We start from the raw sequence: 24,251 nt of genomic DNA on the forward strand, positions 1-24,251 counted from the left end.
GATCCGCTGTACGCGCCGGCATTGAGCCAGGACGCCTCCAGGGCGGTCCGGCACCGCGTGCTATAGTGCGTGGACCCTCCACCGCCAGATCAATGCCCATGACCTGCGACGCGTGCACCGGAATGCAGGAGAGTCCAGATCCGACCGGCCATGACGGGCTGGTCGAGACGCGCAACCCGGTGCGCATGCGCCGGCTTCGGCGGCCCGCCATCATGGTGCGGTATTACCGGTGCGGCCACTGCGGCACCCGTTGGCTATCTGAAAGTGATCCGATTTGTCCCAGTAAGGTGGAGTGGGTCTGCCTGCATTACTCCTCCAACGTTCTCTTTCCCGTGTCGGCTTTGGATCCGGGCGCAGCCGGCGGTGTCCCTGTGCTGAAGCCTGACCCCACAGCGGGTAGCTCGACGGCGTCGAACACGTCGCCGCAGCACAAGTTCAGCTAACGGCTTGCCGGGCAATGCCCAATTTCGGGGCAACCCAGGGTCCATTCAGGGCCAACTGCGCGTAACCAGACCGGCGTCCTCGGCTGCGGGGCAATGATGACGGCTCGCAAAATCGGCTGTGACCCCGCCGGAAGTCGAGAGCCTGCGAATCAGCGGACGGCTGGCCGCAAACTGCGGCCACCTGGGCAGACCGGAACCATTGGGATTGCCATCGCGTACGAAATTGATCCAGTACGCGCGCATCTGCCGCCCGAGCATCGCGTCCTTGCCCTGCAGCGGGCCATTGGCATTGTCGAACAGATAGCCCAGATCGGTGGTGTGGTACGACGTGTTTGCCAGCGACCAGGTTTTGCGCGGCTGCTGCTGAGGCGGATCCGGCTGGTCGAGTTCGTAGCCGAATACCGTTGTGTAGCGGGACATGTCTTGACGCGCCATGTCGATATAGCAGGAAAATCGCAGATCGCCCACGGCATCGCCCAGCGCGGCAGCCGGCGATGCCGACTTGTCGAGCGGATAAAGCGTCTCTGCTGCTTTGGCGAGCGGCCCGAAGGTGGATTCCAGGCCTGCTGCGTAGTCTTTGGCGTTGAGCTTGCGGTTCAACTGCGCTTCCTGTCCTGAGGCGAACAGGTAGTCTTCATGCAGATTGGTGCCCACAAGCACAGGCATCCGGTTGAACGTTCCTTGCTGGAACGCGGCATAGGGATCGACTGGCAGCAGTTCAGGATCCTGTACCAGATGCATCTTGCGCCAGCCCTTGAGAATCGAGGTGACCGGCAGGGCCCGCAGGCAGGTGGCCTGCTCTGCGCCAGCAGGACACCCCAGGTCGCTCGCGAGCTTTTCGCCCGCAGCGTAGGCCGTCTTTCGCGAATTGACGTGAGCGTCATCGACGCCGCTCTGGACGATCGCACGCTGGAACAACCCTTTCGCCCGGGGCGACGCGAGCAGCGCCAACGCCGAATTCGCACCTGCGGATTCGCCGGCCACCGTGACCCGTGCCGGATCGCCGCCGAACGCGGCGATGTTTCGCTGCACCCATCGCAATGCGGCCAGCTGATCGCGAATCAGCTCGTTGCCGGATAGCGCGTTGCCGCTGTCCAGCGAAGGTAGCGCCAACAGGCCCAATGGACCGAGCCGGTAATCGATGCTGACCACGACAATGCCGCCTTCGTGCACCAACGCCGAAGGATCGTACTGGCTGGCGCTCGCATAGCCTTCCTGCCAGCCTCCGCCGTGAATCCACACCAGCACGGGGCGCGGCGTGTCGTGTGCGGCCGGCGCGAAGACATTAAGGTAGAGGCAGTCTTCGTTGTCGCTCGCCCGTCCGGCGGGGTCTCCGGAGGCGGGTTGCGCACAGGCCGGCGCGTCATGGGTGGCGTCGCGCACGCCTTGCCAGGACGGTACCGGCCGAGGAGGCGCAAAGCGCAATGGGCCCACGGGCGCTGCAGCATAAGGAATGGCCTTGAAAACGGCCATGCCGCTTTCCGCGCTTCCGCGCAGCGTGCCGTCGGCAATCGCGACTTCCACTGGGTCGGCGGCAAAGGCCGATGCGGCGAGGGAACCGGCAACGCACAGGACGAGGGCAGCGCGAAGGCCCGCGGCGCGGGCCCTGTCGAATGTTGTGGACATGATCAGGATTGCTTCGTTTCAGAAGAGGCCAATCTTGCCGCCGGCGTTCAGCCACAGGCGGAAGGCCTCACGCTGGTCGTGCGACAGCAGCGGCGTGACCGCTTGCTTGTTGCCCAGTAGCATGAAATTTCCGCTATCGAGCGGTGGCCATTTCATCAGGCCAGCGCCGTCTGGATTGCCGGTACGAATGAAATTCACCCAGTAGGACTGAACCACACGGGAGATCGCATGGTCCTTTGCCGTGAAGGGGCGGTTGCCCACGTCCATCGTGCCGAAGACGTAGGGAATCTCGGCGCTATGGAAGGTGCCGAAACGAGCGGCAAGCGGTCCGGGTTCGGGATGGTCGAACCGGTAGCCGTAGGCGGGCGCCGCCCGCTCGCCGCGAGCCTGCGACCAGGCAATCACGCCCGCGGTAGCCGAGTCCGCCAGCAGATGCCGTACGGCAGCGGAGACGTCGGCATCGGTCTGCGCCGGATACAGCGCTGCGAAGCGGTCGGCGTAGGGCAGGTAGTGTTCCTGCAACAGTTGCCGATACGCGGTCGTCGTGGCGATTTGCCAGGCAGGACTGAACGCACTGGCTTCGTCGTGATTCGAGCCCAGCAGCACCGGAACGTCGGTTCGCTCGACGGTGCCGGGCGGAATGAAACTGCCGTTGTCGACCGGCCAGAAGTGGGCGTTCTGGCCAAGGCGCGGGTCGGTCTGCAAGGCGATCAACTGATCCGCGGAAACGGCACGCAGCGCGGTCAGGTCCTGCGCGCCCGTCAGGCCGACCAGCTTTTCGCCCAGTGCATCGGCCTCGGCGAGCGGAGCCAGTTCGGTATGAGACCACGAATTGCTTTCGGCGATGGCGCGCGCAAAGAGCCCCTTTGCGGAGGGCGCGGCCAACAGATGATGGACGGAGATCGCGCCCGCGGACTGCCCCTCGATCGTCACTCGCGAGGGATCTCCGCCGAAGCGGGAAATATTGGCCTGGACCCATCGCAGCGCCGCAACCTGGTCCATCATGCCGAACTCGCCCGAACCGTCGTGTTCCGCGTCGAGATCCGGGGTGGAGAGGAATCCGAAGAGGCCAAGCCGGTAGTTGATGGTGACGACGATGATGCCGCGCCGGGCCAACTGTGCGCCATCGTAGACCGGGACCGCGCCCGAGCCCTCGACGTATCCGCCGCCGTGAAGCCAGACGACGACCGGCAAGCGGGCGTCGTGGCGCAGCGAGGGCGTCCAGACGTTCAGGTACAGGCAGTCCTCGCTGAACGGCGGGTCGGACAGATACTCCGCCGTCCAGGGAATCACCTCGCCAGGATTGCGGCGCGACTGCTCGCAGCTTGCGGCAAACTGCGTCGCATCGCGCACGCCGCTCCAGGGTACCGGTGGTTTGGGGGCGCGCCACCGCAGGTCGCCAACGGGCGGCGCCGCGTAGGGGATGCCCTTGAACACCTGTACCGTTCCCTCGGTGCTGCCGCTTAACTTGCCATCGTGGAGTTCGACCTCCGGCGCCGCGGCTGCTGTCCCGATCGACAGCAAGACGAGGAGCATCATCAGGATCAGCCGGGTCACGACAATTCCTCCTTGTTTGCGGTGATCGCATTCGCATCGAATCGCGAGGCCATGAGCGCGGCCAGCCCGCGTCGCCCGTCGATGGAGGCGGGCGCGCTCGTGACGCCATGTTTCGCGAGCAGGCTGGCTTCGACGGCGTCCGCCGCCGCCTTGCCCGTTTCCAGCGCGCCCATTGGTTGGCCGACGTTGCGGGCAAGGCCGGCCGCCTGGGTCGCCGCGATGCCGAGCGCGTGACGCATGCGAAGTTCATCGAGTCCGAGCAGACGGGAGACGGCAAGCGTTGCGCCCAGGATGCCCAATGACGAGGCAACGTTCCAGCGCGCGCGGAAGCCTTCGCTGTCGACGGCGGCCAGCAGTCTTTCCGCAGCCTGCGTGCCGACGGCGACCGCTGCCGCGATGTCGTCTTCCGAAGCCTGGATACGGAGGCCCATCGCCATGGCCGCACCGACTACCGGCGTTGCTACCTGTGGCTCGCTGTGACTGGCCAACGTGGTCCCAATCTCCCAGGCGCTCAAGCGGGCGTCGTTGAGATTGCCTTCGCTCAGTGCCCGTAGTGCGGTATCCGATTCATGTGTGCTACCCACCTGCAACCAGGCTTGTGCAATGGCTGAGCGGGCGGCATCGAGTGCATGGGTGCCGGGCGTCGATACCGCCAGCTTCGTCAGTGCCTCGGATACGTCGGAATGTGCGGCGGGACTATGCATGGTGCGGGTCCTTGTTGGGAGTGCATAACGAAAACAAGGCGTCGAGCCTGGCGGCGCTTTCGATATGACCAATAAAATCCGCGACACGCGCCGCTGCGCCTGTGCCCAGAGCCGGGTCGACAAGCAGCCGAACCTTGTCGAGCAATTCATCGTCGGTCAGCGGCTTTGCGAGGCTGCCGCGCGCGTGCTCGACATGATGCGTAACCGTCGAGCCATCCTTCATGCGTGCCTCGATGAACACCTCGTCGCGATCGACGCCTGGGTCCGGCGCAAGCGTGATGCGAGCACGCAGCGCCTTGACGTCGTCACGAGTCACACGGCTGTCCTCGTATTGGGCCAGTCCCACTTGCCGGTCGCACAGGGCCGCAGCGACGCCATGAATCGCGCTGAAGCGCGCCTGCAGCCCGTCGTTGGGCTGCGCATTGCCCATCAGTTCAGGCACGAGCGGGTGACAGCGCAACTTGATTGCGTCGATCTCCCTGATGTCCGCAATCTGCCGCGAGAGCGTCAGACCGCCGTCGATTGCCGGATGCGCGACGATTCCGCAGGGATACGGCTTGTACGTGTTGAGGAGCAGTTCCCAGCGTTCGCCGAATGCGTCGTTCATCAGCGCGAAGTCCACCTTCGTCGAGAGCGAATGCGAATAGCCGCCAGCCGCTTCGAAGACGCCCGGCGCGACGCGCTGGCCGCTTTGCGCAAGCCGCGCGGCGGCAATGCCATTGGCGGCTGCCTTGCCTGCATGGTAGGGCTTCGTCATCGTGCCGAACGCCTCGCGCTGACCAACGAACATCGATGCTGCGATCGAGATGGCATCGGCGAGCTGGGCTTCGCGCAGCCCGAGCAGCAACGCGGCCGTCACGGCACAGCCTATGACGCCGCAGGTTCCCGTAATGTGCCAGCCGCGATCGTAGTGCTCGGGCGAGATCGACATGCCGACACGCAGTTGCGCCTCGCAGCCAAGGGCGAACGCCCGCAACGCTCGCTCGCCAGTCGGCCGCGTTTGCGGAGCCAGTGCCGTCAGGACGGCCAGCACCGACGCCGCCGGATGAATGACCGTTGCCAGATGCGTGTCGTCGAAATCGTCGACGTGACCCGCAAAGCCGTTGGCGAGCGCCGCGAAGTGCACGTCGGCGCGTTCGGTACGCCCGAGCACGGGCGCAATCGTGCCGCCGCCAAGTTCGCGTGCGGCCGCGAGTATCGCATCGACACCGGGATGGCGAGCCGCACCGACGGTCGTGCCGACCACATTGAGGAACGAACGCTTTGCCTCGTTCGCAACGGCAGACGGCAACGGTCGGCCAGCCAGCATGTCGATGCCTTGCGCGAACACGGCGGCAATGGAACTCATTGCGACAACTCCTCGAGACGGATGCCGTTGGTCCGCGGGCCCAGGGCCCCGACGGCCACGACGATCAGAAACATGGCGAACGAAATCAGCACGAACACGGCAGGGACGCCGTAGCGCTTGAGCAGCGCCGCCACCCAGAATCCCACGAAGATCGAACTGACGCGGCTCCAGCTGAACACGAAGCCGACCGCCCGGGCCCGAATGCGCGTGGGGTAGAGCTCGGCCTGATAGGTGTGGAAGATGCCGATCAGCCAGTTGTTGGCGATCGTCACGAGGCTGCCGAAAACGAGGATCAGGACCGGCTCGCGCGTGAAGCCGAACAGGACGCCGGCACACGCCACCACGATTGCACAGCCCACCAGTTGCCACTTGCGCTGAAATTTTTCCGCGCATGCCATCGCGCCAATTGCGCCGAGCGGCGTCGTGATGGCGATCAGCATCGTATAGAACAGCGAGTGTGTGATCGTAATGCCCTTCGAATAGAGCAGCACCGGCACCCAGGCGCCGAAGCCGTACACACCGAACGTCTGGCAGAAATTGAAAAGCGACAGCATGATGGTGCGGCGCAGATACCGTCCGTGCCACATTTCGGCCCATGAACCGGCGCCTTCCGCCTCGGTCGAAAGGGCGTCCGGGCACGCCGCCGAAAGCGGCCGGCCTGTCTCCTGCACGATCTTGTGCTCGATGGCGTCGACGATTCTGCGAGCCTCGTCCGTGCGCCCGCGGCTTTCGAGCCAGCGCGGCGACTCGGGTAGGCCCCGCCGCATGAACCAGATCAGCACGGCCCCGGCGGAGCCGATGATCATCACCCAGCGCCAGCCGGCAAGTCCGAGCAGGGTGTGCGGAACGAGCGCCCAGGAAATGAGCGCGACGGTAGGGACCGAGGTCAGGATCACCAGAATGCTGAATGCCAGGTACTTGCCGCGCGTGCGGTGAGGCGTCAGTTCGGAAATATAGGTATCCACAGTAATTAGCTGAACGCCGATGCCGACGCCCGCGATGAAGCGCCAGGCGTCCATGGCCACGGGCGAGTTCTGGAACGCGGCGATCAACGTCGCGACCGAGTAGACCAGCATGGCGCAGGTGAAGACGGACCGCCGGCCGATGCGATCCGTGATGCCGCCAAGCGCAACCGTGCCGACGAACATGCCCGCAAAGAACGCGCCGAGAAAGCTCGCGAAGCCGTTGACGTCGAAAACTCCTTTCGTGGTCGCGTGATACAGGCCGCTTGCGATGAGCCCCAGCGAGATGTAGGCGGCCATGAACATGTCGTAGAACTCGAACCACCCGCCAATGGCGATGCGCACGACGAGTCCCCGGAAATAGCGGGTTGGCGGCAAGCGGTCGAGGCGCGCGGAGACGCTGGGCTCGACGCCCGGCGAACCGGCCATCCGCTGCTCCATGTACATGGCGTCTCCTTGCCAGAGCAGGCAATAGCAGCTATTAGTGTCGACAGTCGACTCAGTATAGATCTTAAGTCAATGCTAACAAGGGCTAAGTCGCATTAAGTGTATACACTTACTGCGATGCGGTTTTGCAATCACCCCCGTTTTCGCTTTCTCCCGGGGGCGTTTCGAGGAATGCCTGATGGACAGGGACGACAGCGCGATGCCGCTCACGGAAGACCACGAACTGACGCCCGTTGCCGGGATCGTCGACTGGGTGGCACGGGGAATCATCGAAGGCCGCCTGAAACCAGGCGACGACCTGAATTCCGTCGACCTGGCCAGGCGCTTCGGAGTGAGCCGCACGCCGGTGCGCGAGGCGCTCTTCACGCTGGTTCGAGAGGGGCTCGTGGACTGGCAGGCGAGACGGCGTCCGCGTGTCGCTGTCCTGCAACTGAAGGAAGTCAGGGAGATCTACGAACTGCGCGCGCTGCTTTATGGGCAGGTGTCGCTCGCCATTGCCGAGCATGCGGGCGACGAGGACATCGAGGCACTCTGGCGCGCGCACAGTCGGCTTGCCGATGTTGCGGCGAAGGGTGACGTGGATGGCTACTTTTGGGCCAACGTCGCGTTTCGCGACGAGGAGCTTCGAATCAGCCGCAACGGCACAATCAAGGCCGTGCTTGATTCGATGCGCATGCGTACGAACCGGCTGCGGCATCTGAGCACCTCATTGCCCGGCCGGATGCAACGATCGTGTACCGATCATCAGCGCTTGTGTGAGGCCTACGCGGAGCACGATGGTGTGCTGGCAGCCGCGCTCAACCGGTCGATCGTGATGGGAGCGTTGCGCGCGATTGAACAGGCATGGAGCGAATCTCCCGCAAGCCCGTCATGACCCTCGCGGTGGCCGGTCCCTCCTTCCTGAATCTTTGATTTGCCTGGATGTGCCGGCTGGCATTGCAGGCCGGTCAACTTCGTCCGTATTAAACATCGTCGATGTTTGCGCCGATTTTCTATGTTTTGTGTAAATCGGCTTGAAGAAATTATCCTGGGCGCAGGAATCAGATAATCGGAGAGGATTGGTATTTTTATAGATTGTAATCAATTTGATATTGTCTGATAAATGGATCGGGAGAGTGATGTTTAAAACGAGGGGCTGCTCTGTGGAGATGTTGATATGAGCTTGAACACCAGGTGGAGCGGGCGATGGAGGGGGATTGGGACTCTCAGATGCATTTAATCTGGAGAATAAGGTATTGCCGGCAGTAACAGGGTAATTAACAACATTTGACGTTTTGGGGGTATGTATTTTGCATTGTTTGTAGGTGCGCGAGAATTATTGCCGATAGAATCGCATCTCGAAATTATCAGAAACTTGCTGCCGGCTGTTCGAGTATTCGTTCGCAATTTCGATTGCCTCTTTCCCAAAGTTCGCGTTTTCCAGCGAACAGGGTAAAACTGACTTGGTTAGTAGTATGAACAAATCATATAAATCAATCTGGAACGAAGCACTCGGGGCCTGGGTAGCTGCATCGGAACTCGACTCCGGCCGAGGCAAGCCGAGCAGGTCGGCCGTCGCGAAGGCGGTGGCGGCAGCCATCCTGCTATCGTCCTGCGCGGTCGACGTTGCTCATGCCCAGTACACGGCCGGTAACGGAACGGTGGGCTCGAACAGTTCCTCGTCCATCGCAATCGGATCGAACACCTCATCTGCTGTCGTCTCCGCGAACAGTCCGTACTCCATCGCAATCGGGAACAACGCCACGGCGTCCGCGGCCAGTTCCACGGCAATTGGTTCTGGTGCGAAGTCGAGCGGGATGGGTGCCTTTGCACTGGGTGACGATTCGTCCGCAAGCGGGACCTCTGCTGTTGCCATCGGGGGCGGTCAGGGGACGGGATCCGGTGGATCAACCGCGAGTGGCAGCAACTCCGTTGCAATCGGAAGCGGTTCCGATTCTGCCGGCACGTCCAGTGTCGCCGTCGGCAATCTGGCTACGGCTTCGACTTCGAATGGCGTGGCAATTGGTCTGAACGCCGTTGCGACGAATGCTTCGGATGTCGCGCTTGGGTCAAACTCCGTCACTGCCGCTGCTAGTCCGACCTCCGGCATTACCATTGGCAATACTTCGTACTCGTTTGCGGGGACAAGTCCGGCGAGCGTCGTCAGTGTTGGCGCATCGGGCGCGGAGCGTCAGATCACCAATGTCGCGGCCGGTCAGATCACGGCGACCAGCACCAACGCAATCAACGGATCGCAGTTGTTTGCGACGATTCAATCGATAAATTCGCTGTCGACGTCAACCTCGACGGGGCTCAGCACGACCAACAGCACGGTGGGCAGTCTGTCGAGTTCGACGTCGACAGGTCTGAGCTCGCTTTCCACTTCGACCTCGACGACGGCCAGCTCGCTTTCAACGGGCTTGAGCACGACCAAAAGCACGGTGAGCAGCCTGTCGAGTTCGACATCGACCGGCATCGGCTCGCTGTCTACGGGGCTCGGGTCACTTTCTACATCGACTTCGACGACCGCCAGTTCGTTGTCGACGGGTTTGAGCACGACGAACAGCACGGTGGGTAGCTTGTCGAGTTCGACTTCGACCGGAATTAGCTCGTTGTCGACGGGGCTGAATTCGCTTTCGACTTCGACTTCGACGACGGCCAGTTCATTGTCGACAGGCCTGAGTACGACGAACAGCACGGTGGGCAGCTTGTCGAGCTCGACTTCGACGGGAATTAGCTCGTTATCGACGGGCCTGAGTTCGCTTTCGACGTCGACTTCGACGACGGCCAGCTCACTTTCAACGGGCTTGAGCACGACCAGGAGCACCGTGAGTAGCCTGTCGAGCTCGACGTCGACCGGTATTGGCTCTCTGTCGACGGGCTTGGGCTCGCTTTCTACATCGACTTCAACGGCGGCCAGCTCGCTGTCGACCGGGTTGAGCACGACGAACAGCTCGGTAGTCAGCCTGTCGACTTCGGCTTCGACGGGGATCACTTCACTTTCGACCTCGACATCGACTGCGATTGCCGCTGCAACGACGCACTATTTCAGCGTCAACGACAATGGTATGCAGCAAGGCAACTATAACGACGACGGTGCGACAGGTGTCAACGCGCTTGCGGCCGGCACCAATGCGTCGGCTTCAGGCGCCAGCAGCGTTGCGGTTGGCGATGGTGCCACTGCCGGCGCCAACGGTGCCGTTGCCATGGGTCAGAACGCCAGCGCCGGCGCGACCGGTGCCCTGGCGCTCGGTGCGGGTTCCACGGCCAACGTGGCCGGCTCCGTCGCACTGGGATCGGCTGCTGTTACGACCGGTACCGCCAATTCGGTGACTGGCGGCACCGGAGTAGTCAGTAGTACTACAATTGCTGGAACCACGTTCGGTACCTATGCCGGCACCAGCTCGGCGGCGGGTGTCGTCAGCGTGGGTACGCCTGGCAATGAGCGCCGGATTCAGAACGTGGCGGCTGGCCTCGTGAGCGCGACCAGTACCGACGCGGTTAACGGCAGCCAGCTCTACGCTGTTGCCAGTACGACTTTGTCGGGCATCACCAGCCTGTCGACGTCGACTTCGACAGGGATCAGCTCGTTGTCGACGGGTGTGTCGTCGCTGTCCACGGGACTCTCCACGACCAATAGTTCGGTAACGTCTCTGTCCAGTACGCTTTCGTCTACGTCGGGCGCGATTTCTTCGCTTTCGACGGGGCTTAGCACGACTGACAGCGCGGTGGGCAGCCTGTCGAGTTCGACTTCGACTGGTATTGGCTCGCTGTCAACGGGCTTGAGCACGACCAACAGTTCGGTGGGCAGCCTGTCGACTTCGGCTTCGACTGGACTGAGCTCGCTTTCCACGTCCACGTCGACGATAGCTAGCTCGCTGTCGACCGGTCTGAGCACGACCAACAGCACGGTGGGTAGTCTGTCGACATCGACTTCGACGGGCCTCGGCTCGCTGTCGACGGGCCTCGGCTCGCTGTCGACGGGCGTAAGTTCGCTGTCGACGGGCCTCAGCACGACCAACAGCTCGGTGGGCAGTTTGTCCACTTCGACCTCGACCGGCCTTAACTCGCTGTCGACCTCGGCTTCAACTGGTCTTGCTTCGCTCTCCACGTCAACGTCGACGGGGCTAACCTCACTTTCGACGTCAACTTCGACGACGGCCAGCTCATTGTCGACTGGCTTGAGCACGACCAACAGTTCGGTGGGAAGTCTGTCCACGTCGACCTCGACGGGCCTCGGCTCGCTGTCGACCTCGGCATCGACTGGTCTTGCTTCGCTGTCCACGTCCACGTCTACGACGACGAGCTCGCTGTCGACCGGCTTGAGCACGACGAACAGCACGGTGGGTAGCCTGTCCACGTCGACTTCGACCGGCCTCACCTCGCTGTCGACCTCGGCTTCGACTGGTCTTGCTTCGCTCTCCACGTCAACGTCCACGACGACGAGCTCACTGTCGACCGGCTTGAGCACGACGAACAGCACGGTGGGCAGCCTCTCCACGTCGACTTCGACGGGCTTCAGCTCGCTGTCCACGTCCACGTCCACGACGACGAGCTCACTGTCGACCGGCCTGAGCACGACGAACAGCACGGTGGGCAGCCTCTCCACGTCAACTTCGACGGGCTTCAGCTCGCTGTCCACGTCCACGTCCACGACGACGAGCTCGCTGTCGACCGGCTTGAGCACGACGAACAGCTCTGTGGGTAGCCTGTCCACGTCGACTTCGACGGGCCTCAGCTCGCTGTCCACGACGGCCAGCTCACTGTCGACCGGCCTGAGCACGACGAACAGCACGGTGAGCAGCCTGTCCACGTCAACCTCAACGGGCCTCAACTCACTGTCGACTGGCCTGAGCACAACCGGCAGCGCAGTGAGCAGTCTGTCGACCTCGACTTCGACGACGGCCAGCTCGTTGTCAACCGGTCTTAGCACAACTAACAGTTCGATGAGTAGCCTGTCCACGTCGACTTCGACGGGCTTCAACTCGCTGTCCACGTCCACGTCCACGACGGCCAGCTTGCTGTCGACGGGCCTGAGCACGACGAATAGCACGGTAAGCAGCCTGTCCACGTCGACCTCGACGGGCCTCAGCTCGCTCTCGACCGGTCTGAGCACGACTAACAGTTCGGTGGGAAGCCTGTCCACGTCGACTTCGACAAGCCTCGGCTCGCTGTCGACGGGTCTGAGCACGACCAACAGCACGGTGAGCAGTTTGTCCACCTCGACTTCGGCGGGATTGAGCTCGCTGTCGACCTCGGCATCGACCGGTCTTGCTTCGCTCTCCACGTCCACGTCGACGACGGCCAGCTCATTGTCGACCGGCCTGAGCACAACCGGCAGCGCGGTGAACAGTCTGTCGACCTCGACTTCGACGACGGCCAGCTCGTTGTCGACCGGCCTGAGCACGACCAACAGCACCGTAAGCAGTCTGTCCACTTCGACTTCGACGGGTTTCAACTCGCTGTCCACTGGCGTAAGCTCACTGTCAACCGGCCTGAGCACAACCAACGCCAACGTAACCAGCCTGTCGACCTCGGTCTCGACCGGCCTCACCTCGCTGTCGACGGGCGTGGCCAATTCGGTTCAATACGACAATGCAGCGCACACGAGCGTGACGCTGGGCGGCGTCGGCGCGACCACGCCGGTGACGCTCACCAACGTCGCCGCCGGCGTCAATCCGACCGATGCCGTCAACTTCGGACAACTGACATCGCTGTCGACGTCGACGGTCTCCGGCATCACTTCGTTGTCGACGGGTTTGAGCACGACCAACAGCAACGTCGCCTCCCTGTCCACGGGACTGACCACCACCAACAGCAACGTCGCTTCCTTGTCGACGAGCCTCAATACGACCAACACCAACGTCGCTTCGCTGTCCACGGGCCTGAACACCACGACCAGCAACGTGACGGCACTGTCGACGGGCATTGCCAACGGCACGGTTGGCCTGGTGCAGCAGGTGGGCGGCGCGCCCGGCAACGGCGCGATCACCGTGGGCGCCAGCACGGGCGGCACCGCCGTCGATTTCGCCGGCACCGACGGCAACCGGCAGTTGACCGGCGTTGCCGCCGGCACTGCGGCAACCGATGCGGTGAACGTCAGCCAACTGAATGCCGTTGCCTCGGTGGCCAGCAACGCGGTCCAGTACGACAACGCGGCGCACACGAGTGTCACGCTGGGCGGCGTCGGCGCGACCACCGAGGTCGCGCTGACCAACGTCGCCGCAGGCGCGTTGACGGCAACCAGCACCGATGCCGTCAACGGCAGCCAGTTGTACGCACTCGAATCCGCGCTCGGCGCCATCACCGTTCAGGTGTCGGGAGAATCCGGAACCACGGGCACGGGGAGTTCAACGAGCTCGAAGTACGTCGCGGTGAATTCGACGGCAAGCGCGGCAAGCGCCACGGGAACCGAGGCCGTGGCGGTGGGCGGGGCGTCGAACGCAAGCGGCAACTATGGTGTTGCGATCGGCTCTGCGGCGCAGGCAAGCGGCGCGAACTCGACGGCGATCGGCGCGAATGCGGTAGTGTCGGCCACGAACTCGGTGGCGATCGGAGCCGGTTCGGTGGCGAGCGAGGCCAATACGGTTTCGGTCGGCTCGCCGGGCAACGAGAGAACTATCTCGAACGTCGCGCCGGGCGTGAACCCGACCGATGCGGTAAACGTTGCACAATTGCAAAGCGTTCAGCAAACTATCAACCAGGTTGCGCAGACCGCCTACTCGGGCATCGCAATGGCGGGCGCGCTGGCCGCGCTGCCGCAGGTGGAGCAAGGCAAGTCGTTCCAGCTCGGTGCCGGCGTCGGCAACTACGGGGGATACACGGCACTGGCCATTGGCGGCAGTGCGCGGATCACCGAGAACACGATCGTGAAGATGGGGGTCAGCACCACCAGCGGCGGCAACCATGTGCTGTACAACGCTGGGGTGGGCTACTCCTGGTAATACAGTATCGGCACGACCGGAACGCGGGTAATCGTTTGATCGACGGGTTAAGAAAGCATGCGCATCGGAATTTCTGTCGTGACCCACGAGGACCAGAACATCTGGGAGAATGGTCTCGGACAGAACATCATTTTTCTCGCCGGGCTGTTTCAACGGCTGCCCTTCGTGACGTCGGTCTCGCTGATCGACGTCGGCGATCAGGGTGTGATGCCGCCTCAGGTCAACATGAATTCGCTGGATCTGAGAATCATGAGGACTCCGGAGGCAACGAACGAAGTCGATGTCATTGTCGAGATGGGGGGCGCGCTCGACGTCCAATGGCTGGACCTGATGCGCGCGCGCGGGAAGAAGGTGGTGTTCTACTGCTGCGGCCAGCCGTTTGCCGGACTTGCCGAGCCGGCAGTATTTGGCAAGCCTACACATTTTTCGCGTCCAAACCGCTGCGACGAGATATGGGTGCTGCCCGAGTATCGGGATTTCGCGAGCTTTCAGCGGGTGCTTCATCGCTGCCCGGTGCACGTGGTGCCGTATTTGTGGCATCCGCAATTCGTCGAGCAACGCGCACGGGAGGTGGCAGCGGTGCTGGGCGTTCCGTACGGCTACCAGCCCCGCACGCCGGGGGAGACCGGCGAGTCCCGCGGCCTGCGCGTGGCGATCTTCGAGCCGAACATTTCCGTCGCGAAGACTTCGAGCATTCCGATGCTGGTCTGCGACGAGGCGTACCGTGCCGCACCCGCCACGGTAACGGCGATGCACGTGCTCAACACGCTGCACCTCAAGGATCATCCGACCATGCTCTATTTTGCCAACTCGCTGGATCTGGTTCGCCAGCACAAGGCAACGTTTCATGGGCGGCACGATATCGTCGGCTTCATGACGCAATACGCCGACGCCGTCGTTTCGCATCAATGGCAGAACGACCAGAATTACAGTTATATGGACGCGCTGTACGGCGATTACCCGCTGATCCACAATTCCCCCTGGCTAAAGGATGCGGGCTATTACTATCCCGACTTCGATGCGCTGCAAGGCGCGGAGCAACTGCTGCGCGCGGCGGCCGGGCATGAAAGCGGCCTCGACGACTATCGTGCCCGCTCGCGCCGGGTGTTCGACGCCGTGAATCCCTTCAGCCAGCCCAATCTCGACGAGTACGCGTCGAGATTGTTGCATCTGTGCCGCGACGCGAAATTTACTCGCCAGGCCGTGAGCACATCATGAGCATCGAGCAAAATTCGCTGCTCACGCCGCGCAAATTGCGCGTGGGCGTGTCGATATTCGTGCGCAAAGGCGAGCAGTCCATCTGGGAAAACGGGATCTACCAGAACTGCATTTTCCTGGTGATGCTGCTCATGCGTTCGCCGCTGGTCGAAATGACTTATCTGGTGGCGGGCGGCGGCGACGGCGAACCCGCCGACGCGAAGCATTTCCTGGCCGATTCGCCGGTGCCGCTCATCGACATGAACGAAGCCGCGGCGACGCTCGACGTCATGATCGAAATGAGCGCCCAGCTTGCGCGCGAGTGGGTCGTGGCGTTTCGCGAGCGCGGCGGCAAGATCGTGTCGATGCGGGTTGGCAACGACTATGTCATCGACATCGAGCGCATGGTGTTCGACAAGCCGAATGGCTTGCTGATCACGGGGGCGCCTTATCACGAGGTGTGGACGCTCGCGGAATACGAGAAGACCTGTGTGCCGTATTTCCGCAGCACATTCCGTACGCCGGTGCGGGTGATGCCGCATCTGTGGAGTCCGTTCGTGCTGGAGCGCGAAGCCGCAAAGCTGCCGGAGGGTGTTCGCTTCGGCTACCGCCCCGGCCGCAGGCGCTGGCGGGCGGGCATTTTCGAGCCGAACATCTGTATGGTGAAGACGAGCTTCGTTCCGCTTCTGACCTGCGAGGCCGCGCACCGTGCCAATCCGGACATGCTCGAGCGTGTGTGGGCCTACAACACGTTCCATATGAAGGAGCACACGGGTTTCAACGGCTTCGCACACAGCCTCGATATCGTGAAGCATGGCCTGACCTCGTTCGAAGGGCGCTTTCCGTTCTGCAGGGTAGTGGCTGCCGATGTCGATGCGGTAGTCACCCATCATTGGGAAAACGCGCAGAATTACGTGTATTACGAGGCGCTGTATGGCGGCTATCCGCTCATCCATAACTCGCATCTGATTGGCGATTGCGGGTACCGCTACGACGGATTCGATTGCGAGGAAGGCGGCCGTGCCTTGCAGCGAGCCTATGCGGAACACGACGCGGATCTCGACGCGTACCAGCGAAGCGCGCGTGCGTTTCTCGCGCAACTGGATCCCGTGAGCGAAGCTAATGTGCGAATCTATACGGAAGCCATTGCGGCGCTGTATCCATGAGTTCATTTCGTACAACGATCCGGATGATCCACAAGCTCGTGCTGGCCGCCACGCTGTTGCTGCTGAGCGCCGGGGCATTTGCGCAAGGGGTGCTCGTGCCACAAGGGCAGGCCGGGCCGCGTAATTCGCTGGTCGTCGCGGCGACTTCGGTTGGGGTTCGCAATTGTTTGCCGGCCATGACGGCATTGTCGACGCTCGGTGTGCAGGGAGCCAGCAATAACGACGTGCTGTTCGACTGGGACCGTACCCGCGCGGGGAACAGCACGGTCTTCTCGCTGATCGGGCTGGAGTTTCCCGACAGCAACGCGGCAATGTCGATAACGGGCGTGCCCGAGGCCGACGGTTCGTGCTCGGTCTCGGCAGAGCGCATTTCGGTCGCGCCCCTGGGTTGCCAGGTTGTGGCCAAGAAAGAGCTGGCCGGCTATCGCGCGACGAAATTGCTGCCCCATATGATGGTTTACACCGACACCAAAGATCCGGGCTCGTCGGTGTCGCTGATCGACGAGCAGGTGGGCTGCCTCGTGATCCGCCGGTACGTGAAGTTCTCGGCGGGGGCTCCGGGGCGAGGCGGTTGAGCGGTCAGGCGGTTTGTCACGCCTGGCCCGGATGCCGATACGATCTTCACGACCGGGTTGCAATGACATGAACGCGACGGAAATCATTCGACCATGAACGGGTTACGGATCGGCATCACGATTGGCTTGCATCACGAGGCTGAAACGCTGTGGAATAACGGCATCAAGCAAAACGCCGTTTTTCTGGCGGAAGCTTTGCGGAATTGTTCGCAGGTGGCCAGCGCCGTGCTCGTCAATACGACGCAGGTGCCAATTACTCCGGCCTTGCCTTGGGATCTGGCGCGCTATCCTACGCAGTCCTTCGATGCGGCGAAAGATGACATCGACGTATTGATCGAACTGGGCGGACAGATCGATCCGGCGCAGACCGAATATCTCAAGCAGCGCGGCGCGCGGATCGTGTCCTACTGCTGCGGCTTCGAATATGTTCATGCGATGGAGTCGGTGCTGTTCCGCAAGCCGATGTGGGGCGAGAATCTTTTCGTCAACCAGCGCTATGACGATATCTGGATCATTCCGCAGGTGGCGAATATCAGCCGCTCCTACTTCGAGGTCCTGCGCAGGCAGACCGGGCGGGTTGTGCCATTTATCTGGAGTCCGCAGTTTCTCGACGAACGTGCCGGGAATTTGCCGGATGGGGGAGCGTATCGGCCGGGCAACGGTCCGAAGCGCCTGAGCGTGATGGAGCCGAACATCAATGTCGTGAAGTTTTGCCTGTATCCGGCGTTGATTGCGGAACTGGCGTATCGCCGGCGGCCCGACAGCATCGCCATACTGCAGGTGACGAACGCCGACCAGATCGCGCGTGAGAGCATGGAATTCATCACCCTGATGAATCAACTCGATATCGTGCGTGCGCACAAGGCCGTATTCCTGGGGCGTCATGAAACACCGGTTTTTCTGGCCGAAAATACCGATATCGTCGTTTCGCATCAACTCGAAAATCCGCTCAACTATTTTTATCTCGAAGTTTGCTGGCAGGGCTACGCGTTGGTACACAACGCGCACCTGTGCGCAGACCTCGGTTACTACTACCGCGATAACGACGCGGAAGAGGGCGCGCGCCGCCTGATCGAAGCCATCGAGACGCACGACGCCCACGCTTCGTGGTATCGGGAGCGGCAACGCACGGAGATTGCCCGTTATCTGCCGGACAACCGGCAACTGGTCACCACCTATGCCGCGCTGCTCGACGATTTGATGGCGAGGCCTCTCCGCTAGCCCATGGCAACCCCGGACACACCGTTTTCGCGTATCCAGCAGCGTCTCCTGAAGGGCGATCTGATCCATGCCTCACGCGAAATCGATACCTGGCTGGCGATGGCGCCCGGCGATGCCAGCGCTTTGACGGCGTACGCCTTTCTGATGCGCCTGCGCGGCCGGTTTCAGGTTGCCGCCGAGACGCTGGAACGTTCGCTTGCGCGGGTACCTCGCTATGCGCCAAGCCTGATCGAGATGGCGCGGCTCGCGCGTCACGAAGGGCAACTGGAGCGCGCGCAGACCTGGTACGAGGAGGCGCATCGCTGCGCGCCCGAGGCGACGGAGTGGTTCGACGAATGGCACGATCTGCTGCAGCAAATGCAACGTCATGCTCAGGCGGCCCAGGTGGCCCAGCGCTGGTGCAATGCTCAGCCGGATTCGGCGAAAGCCTGGTTTTCTTTGGGGCTCAGCCATCAGCACAACGAAGATTCTGCCGAGGCAAAGGAAGCGTACCATCGCGCGATGGCGCTCGATGCGCGGTATCCGATGTTGTGCAACAACCTGTCGGCATGGCATAGCTCGATGGGCGACTACGACACCGCCCTCCGCATGTGCGATGAGGCCATCCGTCTCGATCCGGAGAATGCGCTCGCCTGGACCAATGCGGCGAATATCTGGTGCAAGCTGCGCATGCCCGGCAACGCGCTGATCGCCGCGGAGCGGGCCTGCGCGCTGTCGCCGGATTATGCGCTGGCGTTGCTGGCCTTGAGTAATGCGCTAAAAGAGCTGCAGCGCTTCGACGAAGCATTCGATGCCGTGTTGCGGGCCGCGCGCGCAGCGCCTGCCGATCCGAAAATCCAGTGGTCGCTTGCGATGCTGCAATTGCTGCATGGCGACTACGAAAACGGTCTGGTGAACCACGAGGCGCGCTGGCACGGCTCGCCGGAACTGGCGGGGACGCAGCATTTCCATGAGGAGCGGCGCTGGCAAGGCGAAGATCTCGCGGGCAAGACGTTGTTCGTCTGGGGCGAGCAGGGCCTGGGCGACGCCTTGCAGTTCGTGCGCTTTGTGCCGCAGATCGCGCAACGGGTACGCGAAGCGGGCGGGGCGCTCATTTACTGTTGCTTTGCAGGGCTGTTTCCGCTGTTCGAACGCGGCCTCAAGCAGCATGGCGTGACTGTCGTTCCCCACAATGCGATAGACGTACCCGAATTCGACTATCACGTGCCGGTCGGTAGCCTGCCGCTGATGTTAAATGTACGTGCCGAAACGCTGGCCGCGCCGCAACGCTACATCGAGCCCGATCCCGCGAGCGTGGCGCGATGGCGTGCGACGCTGCCGCAAGACGGCAGACTCAAGGTCGGGCTCGTATGGAGCGGCAGCCGGACCCATCAGCGCAATCCGCTTCGTGCGGTTCCGCCCGACTTGTATGCGCGGTCATTGAGCGGCCTGCGTAACGTCGAGTTCTACAGTCTGCAGATCGACGGCAGAGAGGAGGCCGAGGCGATGGCCGCGCAGGGATTGACCGTGGTGGATCGCACGCCGGAACTCACGTCGTTCGACGAGACGGCCGCGTTGATCTCCAACCTCGATCTGGTGATTACCGTTTGCACGAGTATGGCGCATCTTTCGGGTGCGCTCGGCAAGCGGACCTGGCTGCTGCTCGACGTGAATCCCCATTGGGCCTGGATGCTCGAACGCAGCGACAGCCCGTGGTATCCCACATTGACGCTCTACCGCCAGCCAGACTACGAGGACTGGGGCCCGGTGCTGGAGCGCGTGCGGGCCGATCTTCTGGCACTGACTCCGTGAAATCGGGCCCCGGATCATGATCGTTCTCAGCCACTTCCATCGCGTGGCTTCCGCCAGCCTCGCAAACCACCGTCACTATGCAGCGCGATACGGATATCGTCACGAGTGGGTCGACGCATCGAGATTTCCGGAGACCTTGCCGTTGCGCTGTCTATACCGGTACGAGGTGCTGCTCAATGTGCTGAGGCACGCCGCGCCCGACGAACTCGTGCTGTTGCTGAGCGAAGATGCGGCGATCGTCGATCCGATGCCACTCGACGATCTGATGACAGGACGGGACTGGTTGCTGGTGATGACGGCCTCACATGGGCTGCCGCAGGTCGACGTGCAGATCTGGCGCAATACGGCTCGCGTTCGCGAGATCGTGTTCCGGACGATCAAACGATGCCGGCTGGGGGGCGAGCCGCTGGAGTCCGAGGCCGAATTGTTGGCGGGTCTCGACACGCATCCCGGCATGCAAACGATCGGCGGCGTACACGTGGTTATGTCGACCGGTTATAACGTCGATCCCGCGTGGACCCGCGAGCGGACTTTCGCGATCAGTATCGACGACGAATGGGAAAATCCTCGGTGCAAAGGAACCTCGCCACGCTTTCGCGACGTGCTGGTCGAGCATGTGAACCGGCATCAGCGTTCCGGTTTTCCGATGTTTTCCTTCCCGCAATACATGCAATACGCGCAGGACGATTGCGCCGAGCGCAGCGTCTACAACCCGGGGTGTTCCATCGCGTTGATGACGCTCTACACGCCGAATATCGCCGCCTACGCGCGTATTGCAGAGCGCAACTTCCGCCGCTATTGCGACATGCACAGCTATACGCTTTACGTGCATCGCGAGATTCCTTCGGAGATCGGTCTCGATGCGAGCGGCAACTGGTTCAAACCGTGGCTGCTGCACGGCTATATGCAGCATCACGGCTGGGTCGTCTGGCTCGATGCGGATGTGCTGATCGGCGAGATGCAGCAGAAGCTGGAGCCGCTAATGGAGGGGCGCAATTCGCTTCTTGCCCACGACGTGGGGCAGTGGCCGTTCAATTCGGGCGTGATGGGATTTCGCCGCACCGGGCAGAACGATGCGATGTTGCGAGATTTGATGGACCGGATTGCGGCGCTGGCCGATAGATCGCACGTCTATGCCAGCGACGGCGACCAGCTTTATTTTATCCGGGCGCTGGAGCGCGCAGGACTGCTGGACGAAGGAGAAATTCTCGATCTCGTGACCCTCAACACACCGTGGAGCCTGCGGCAGCCCGACAGCTTTATCGTGCACTACTACGGCATGTGGGCGGAGATGCGCACGATGATGATGGCGCACGACGATGCACATCTGAGCTGACCGAAGTCGTCGTCAGGTCACATTGCTGTTCTTTCGGAGATCTGAATGTCTACGAGCGCAGGGCGTATCCCGGGCGATTCTTCGGGCAACCGCCGGCCACTCGTTTATGCAACTCGCTCGCCACTCCAGGGTCTCCTCGGCGAGTTGCGAAAGCGTGCCTGGACCGTCTCCGTTGTTTCAGACGTGAGCGAGATCGGCTCTTCGAACGCGAAGCGGCGCGTCGGCATTCTCGACCTGAGCGACATTTCACACGATGCCGCTGCACGTCTCTCCAACGTTTGCGGCGCGCTGAGCGACAGGGTATGGGTCGCGCTGATCAAGGGCAATCAGATCGACGATCCTTGCATTCGCACGCTGCTCTACGAACATTGCTTCGACTACGTTACGGTGCCGACGGATGTGAGCCGGATTGTCGACGTAGTGGGGCACGCGTACGGCATGGCTAGTCTGCAGGAGTCGAAAGTCGTGACGCCCGTTGCGGACGAGTCCGAAAGCGGCATGGTCGGATCGTGCGAGGCGATGCGCGAACTGTACGACGTCATCCAGCGAGTTGCACGCACGGACGCGCCGGCGCTCGTGACCGGCGAAACCGGATCGGGCAAGGAACTGACTGCTGTCGCGATTCATCGTCAATCGCCGCGCCGTGCCGAACCGTTCGTCGCGATCAACTTTGCCGCCATACCGTCCCATCTCGTTCAGTCGGCATTGTTCGGCCATGAGCGCGGTGCGTTCACGGGCGCCACCCTGCGCAAGATCGGTTACATCGAAGCGGCGAACGGCGGCACCCTGTTTCTCGACGAAATAGGCGATCTCCCGCTCGATAGCCAGGGGAGCCTGCTGCGCTTTCTGCAGGAGCAGACCATCCGGCGGGTAGGGGCAACGAAGCCGATACCGGTGGACGTGCGCATCGTCGCGGCCACGCACGTCGACCTCGAACGCGCGACGGAAGAGGGGCGCTTTCGCGCGGACCTTTACCATCGGCTATGCGTGCTGCACGTCAAGCAGCCGCCGTTGCGCAGCCGGGGCGAGGATATCGGGCTGCTCGCGCAGCACATGTTCGAGCGCTACCGTTCCGATGCGCCACAGCAGGTACGCGGATTTTCGGCGGAGGCGCTAGACGCGCTCTACCTCCACGCCTGGCCCGGTAACGTGCGCGAGCTGATCAACCGCGTGCGTCGATCGCTTGTCATGGCGCGCGGGCGGCTGATTACTGCGGAGGATCTCGATTTGCCGCGGTACGGCGCGCAAGCACCGCTTACCGTGGCGCAGGCCAAAGAGGCGCTCGAACGCGAAGCAATCGAACTCGCGCTCAAACGCAACCGCGGACGTGCGGCTGGCGCCGCCCGCGATCTGCAGATCTCGCGGGCAACGCTCTATCGCCGCATGGAGGCGTTCGGCATCGTCCGCGGCCGCCGTTCCGGCTCCGATTGAGCAACGGGTAGCCGGCGCGTGGCCCGCCCGGCCCGCGCATCGTAGCGATACAAAATCCCGCTTCGCGTACCCATGCTGAGAAAAAAGTATCGATGACGGTGCTGTTTTGGCGTGGCTGACGCGATAACCCCGGTGATAGTCTGCACACGCTATCCGCCGGGGACGCAGGCGATTTCCGGCAGATGACGAAGATTCCAATCAAAATCATCAGGAGACGCTTGTGAACAGATTCCACCATTCCGCGCTGTGCGCACTCATTGGCGCGACGCTGCCCGTCATGTCGTTCGCGCAATCGTGCAACGTGCCCGTCCTGAAGGTGCTGGCGCAAAAAACGCTCGGTCTCGCCGTGATGGAGAAGTCGCTGCCGGACTACGAAAAGAAGAGCGGCACGAAGGTCGAGATCAGCTATTTCGGCGAAAGCGACCGGCGCGCCAAGTCGCGGCTCGATGCATCGACGGGCGCGGGTTCGTACCAGGTCTACTACGTCGACGAAGCCAACGTTTCCGAATTCGCGCAGGCCGGCTGGATCGTGCCGTTGCTCAAGTACTACCCGAAGGAGGCCAACTACGACGATTTCCTGCCGGCACGGCGCGCCGTCGCGAGCTACAAGGGTGTTGCTTATTTCGCACCGCTGATCGGTGGCTCCGACTTCCTGTTCTATCGTCGCGACATCCTGGAGAAGGCGCACATGCCCGTGCCGCGCACGCTCGACGAACTGGTGGCCGACATCAAGAAGCTGAACGCGCCGCCGAATCTGTATGGCTGGGTCGCGCGCGGCCAGCGCGGCTCCGGCATGAACGTCTGGCGCTGGGCGCCGTTCATGCTCGGCGAAGGCGGCACGTGGACCGACAAGTCGGGGCAGCCCGACTTCAATTCGCCCGCTGCCGTGAAGGCCACGCAGCTCTATACCGATCTCTTCCACTATGCGCCGCCGGGCTCGACCACCTATGACTGGAGCAATGCGCTCGAAGCGTTCCGCTCCGGCAAGGTCGCGTTCATGATCGAATCCACGCCGTTTGCCGACTGGATGGAGGATCCGACCAAATCGACGGTCGTCGACAAGGTGGGCTATGCGCGTCCGCCGGCGCCGCTGCCTTCGGCGGCCTACGGTCACGGTCTGGCGATTTCCGCGGTGGGCGCGAAAGACGATTGCACGCGCCAGGCAGCGGGCAAGTTCATTGCATGGGCGACCAGCGAGGAGCAGGAGCAGGCACGGTTGCGCGACAACGTCTTCAGCGACTACAACCGCACGAGCACGATCCAGAGCGACTACTTCCAGAAGCACGTGAAGCCGCAGATCCTGGCCGGTCTGAAAGACACGGGACCGGTTTCGCAGGTTACGTTCTGGCGCACGCCGCAGTGGCCCGACATTGGCGACAACCTCGGCGTCGCTCTCGAAGAGGTCTTCACCGGCACGCAAACGGACCCGCAAAGCGCGTTGAACGACGCGGTGCAGTACGCCCAGGACGCGATGGAACATGCGCGCAAGTAATCCGTGTGCGGGAGCGCGGGTACGCGCTCCCA

Annotated in this window: 15 protein-coding genes and 2 pseudogenes; 11 read left to right on the top strand and 6 right to left on the bottom strand. The window is 62.5% G+C overall.

Features of this window, described 5'->3' with window-relative positions:
* Positions 1-488 precede the first annotated feature (488 nt).
* From V8683_RS03105 to V8683_RS03125, 5 genes are read right to left on the bottom strand one after another with little or no spacing between them, the layout of a single operon-like run.
* The gene (locus tag V8683_RS03105; protein WP_411192388.1) at positions 489-2,069 is read right to left on the bottom strand and encodes a carboxylesterase/lipase family protein; all 1,581 of its coding nucleotides are present in this window, start codon (positions 2,067-2,069) and stop codon (positions 489-491) included.
* An 18-nt stretch (positions 2,070-2,087) separates the two neighbouring features.
* A complete protein-coding gene (locus V8683_RS03110; protein ID WP_411192389.1) occupies positions 2,088-3,626 on the bottom strand; it encodes a carboxylesterase/lipase family protein in 1,539 nt (512 codons plus the stop codon).
* Complete coding sequence (locus V8683_RS03115; protein ID WP_411192390.1) at positions 3,623-4,330, bottom strand: MmgE/PrpD family protein; 708 nt, start codon at positions 4,328-4,330, stop codon at positions 3,623-3,625. Before V8683_RS03115 ends, V8683_RS03110 begins: the two co-directional genes overlap by 4 nt.
* A complete protein-coding gene (locus V8683_RS03120; protein WP_411192391.1) occupies positions 4,323-5,678 on the bottom strand; it encodes an MmgE/PrpD family protein in 1,356 nt (451 codons plus the stop codon). Before V8683_RS03120 ends, V8683_RS03115 begins: the two co-directional genes overlap by 8 nt.
* Entirely contained in the window at positions 5,675-7,087 is a 1,413-nt protein-coding gene (locus V8683_RS03125) for an MFS transporter (RefSeq protein ID WP_411192392.1), read from the bottom strand. Before V8683_RS03125 ends, V8683_RS03120 begins: the two co-directional genes overlap by 4 nt.
* Before the next feature lie 178 nt (positions 7,088-7,265).
* Between V8683_RS03125 and V8683_RS03130 the strand changes: the two genes are divergently transcribed.
* Complete coding sequence (locus V8683_RS03130; RefSeq protein ID WP_411192393.1) at positions 7,266-7,961, top strand: GntR family transcriptional regulator; 696 nt, start codon at positions 7,266-7,268, stop codon at positions 7,959-7,961.
* Between the two features lie 441 nt (positions 7,962-8,402).
* Here the strand turns inward: V8683_RS03130 and V8683_RS03135 are convergent, their stop codons facing one another.
* Entirely contained in the window at positions 8,403-8,666 is a 264-nt protein-coding gene (locus tag V8683_RS03135) for a hypothetical protein (protein WP_411192394.1), read from the bottom strand.
* On the opposite strand from V8683_RS03135, the pseudogene V8683_RS03140 reads away from it, so the two are divergent.
* From V8683_RS03140 to V8683_RS03185, 10 genes and pseudogenes are all read left to right on the top strand, one after another.
* Positions 8,563-8,835 (top strand): annotated as a pseudogene (locus V8683_RS03140) (ESPR-type extended signal peptide-containing protein); the annotation flags it as partial. The gene V8683_RS03135 and the pseudogene V8683_RS03140 sit on opposite strands and share 104 nt — an antisense overlap.
* A gap of 186 nt (positions 8,836-9,021) precedes the next feature.
* Positions 9,022-14,010 (top strand): annotated as a pseudogene (locus V8683_RS03145) (YadA-like family protein); the annotation flags it as partial.
* Between the two features lie 57 nt (positions 14,011-14,067).
* Positions 14,068-15,228 (top strand): DUF2827 domain-containing protein, encoded by a 1,161-nt coding sequence (locus V8683_RS03150; protein WP_411192395.1) that lies wholly within the window; start codon positions 14,068-14,070, stop codon positions 15,226-15,228.
* Entirely contained in the window at positions 15,225-16,373 is a 1,149-nt protein-coding gene (locus V8683_RS03155; protein ID WP_411192396.1) for a DUF2827 domain-containing protein, read from the top strand. The genes V8683_RS03150 and V8683_RS03155 overlap by 4 nt, the downstream gene beginning before the upstream one ends.
* A gap of 23 nt (positions 16,374-16,396) precedes the next feature.
* A complete protein-coding gene (locus tag V8683_RS03160) occupies positions 16,397-16,948 on the top strand; it encodes a hypothetical protein (RefSeq protein ID WP_411192397.1) in 552 nt (183 codons plus the stop codon).
* 93 nt (positions 16,949-17,041) lie between these two features.
* The gene (locus V8683_RS03165) at positions 17,042-18,169 is read left to right on the top strand and encodes a DUF2827 domain-containing protein (protein WP_411192398.1); all 1,128 of its coding nucleotides are present in this window, start codon (positions 17,042-17,044) and stop codon (positions 18,167-18,169) included.
* A 3-nt stretch (positions 18,170-18,172) separates the two neighbouring features.
* On the top strand, positions 18,173-19,960 hold the full coding sequence (locus tag V8683_RS03170) for a tetratricopeptide repeat protein (RefSeq protein WP_462880605.1): 1,788 nt from the start codon (positions 18,173-18,175) through the stop codon (positions 19,958-19,960).
* Positions 19,961-19,976: 16 nt separating this feature from the next.
* A complete protein-coding gene (locus tag V8683_RS03175) occupies positions 19,977-21,296 on the top strand; it encodes a galactosyl transferase GMA12/MNN10 domain protein (protein ID WP_411192400.1) in 1,320 nt (439 codons plus the stop codon).
* A 45-nt stretch (positions 21,297-21,341) separates the two neighbouring features.
* Positions 21,342-22,727: a sigma-54 dependent transcriptional regulator gene (locus tag V8683_RS03180; protein WP_411192401.1), complete on the top strand. Its 1,386-nt coding sequence runs from the start codon at positions 21,342-21,344 to the stop codon at positions 22,725-22,727.
* Between the two features lie 277 nt (positions 22,728-23,004).
* A complete protein-coding gene (locus tag V8683_RS03185) occupies positions 23,005-24,219 on the top strand; it encodes an ABC transporter substrate-binding protein (protein ID WP_411192551.1) in 1,215 nt (404 codons plus the stop codon).
* The last annotated feature ends 32 nt before the right edge of the window (positions 24,220-24,251 follow it).

It is taken from the genome of Paraburkholderia sp. AV2, assembly GCF_054968425.1.

Excerpts from the sequence above, each read along its gene's own strand:
- V8683_RS03150 (WP_411192395.1), top strand. The coding sequence starts at position 14,068 with ATGCGCATCGGAATTTCTGTCGTGACCCACGAGGACCAGAACATCTGG.
- V8683_RS03105 (WP_411192388.1), bottom strand. The coding sequence starts at position 2,069 with ATGTCCACAACATTCGACAGGGCCCGCGCCGCGGGCCTTCGCGCTGCC.
- V8683_RS03120 (WP_411192391.1), bottom strand. The coding sequence starts at position 5,678 with ATGAGTTCCATTGCCGCCGTGTTCGCGCAAGGCATCGACATGCTGGCT.
- V8683_RS03155 (WP_411192396.1), top strand. The coding sequence starts at position 15,225 with ATGAGCATCGAGCAAAATTCGCTGCTCACGCCGCGCAAATTGCGCGTG.
- V8683_RS03115 (WP_411192390.1), bottom strand. The coding sequence starts at position 4,330 with ATGCATAGTCCCGCCGCACATTCCGACGTATCCGAGGCACTGACGAAG.
- V8683_RS03130 (WP_411192393.1), top strand. The coding sequence starts at position 7,266 with ATGGACAGGGACGACAGCGCGATGCCGCTCACGGAAGACCACGAACTG.
- V8683_RS03160 (WP_411192397.1), top strand. The coding sequence starts at position 16,397 with ATGATCCACAAGCTCGTGCTGGCCGCCACGCTGTTGCTGCTGAGCGCC.
- V8683_RS03175 (WP_411192400.1), top strand. The coding sequence starts at position 19,977 with ATGATCGTTCTCAGCCACTTCCATCGCGTGGCTTCCGCCAGCCTCGCA.
- V8683_RS03165 (WP_411192398.1), top strand. The coding sequence starts at position 17,042 with ATGAACGGGTTACGGATCGGCATCACGATTGGCTTGCATCACGAGGCT.
- V8683_RS03170 (WP_462880605.1), top strand. The coding sequence starts at position 18,173 with ATGGCAACCCCGGACACACCGTTTTCGCGTATCCAGCAGCGTCTCCTG.
- V8683_RS03180 (WP_411192401.1), top strand. The coding sequence starts at position 21,342 with ATGTCTACGAGCGCAGGGCGTATCCCGGGCGATTCTTCGGGCAACCGC.
- V8683_RS03135 (WP_411192394.1), bottom strand. The coding sequence starts at position 8,666 with ATGGCTGCCGCCACCGCCTTCGCGACGGCCGACCTGCTCGGCTTGCCT.
- V8683_RS03185 (WP_411192551.1), top strand. The coding sequence starts at position 23,005 with ATGTCGTTCGCGCAATCGTGCAACGTGCCCGTCCTGAAGGTGCTGGCG.
- V8683_RS03125 (WP_411192392.1), bottom strand. The coding sequence starts at position 7,087 with ATGTACATGGAGCAGCGGATGGCCGGTTCGCCGGGCGTCGAGCCCAGC.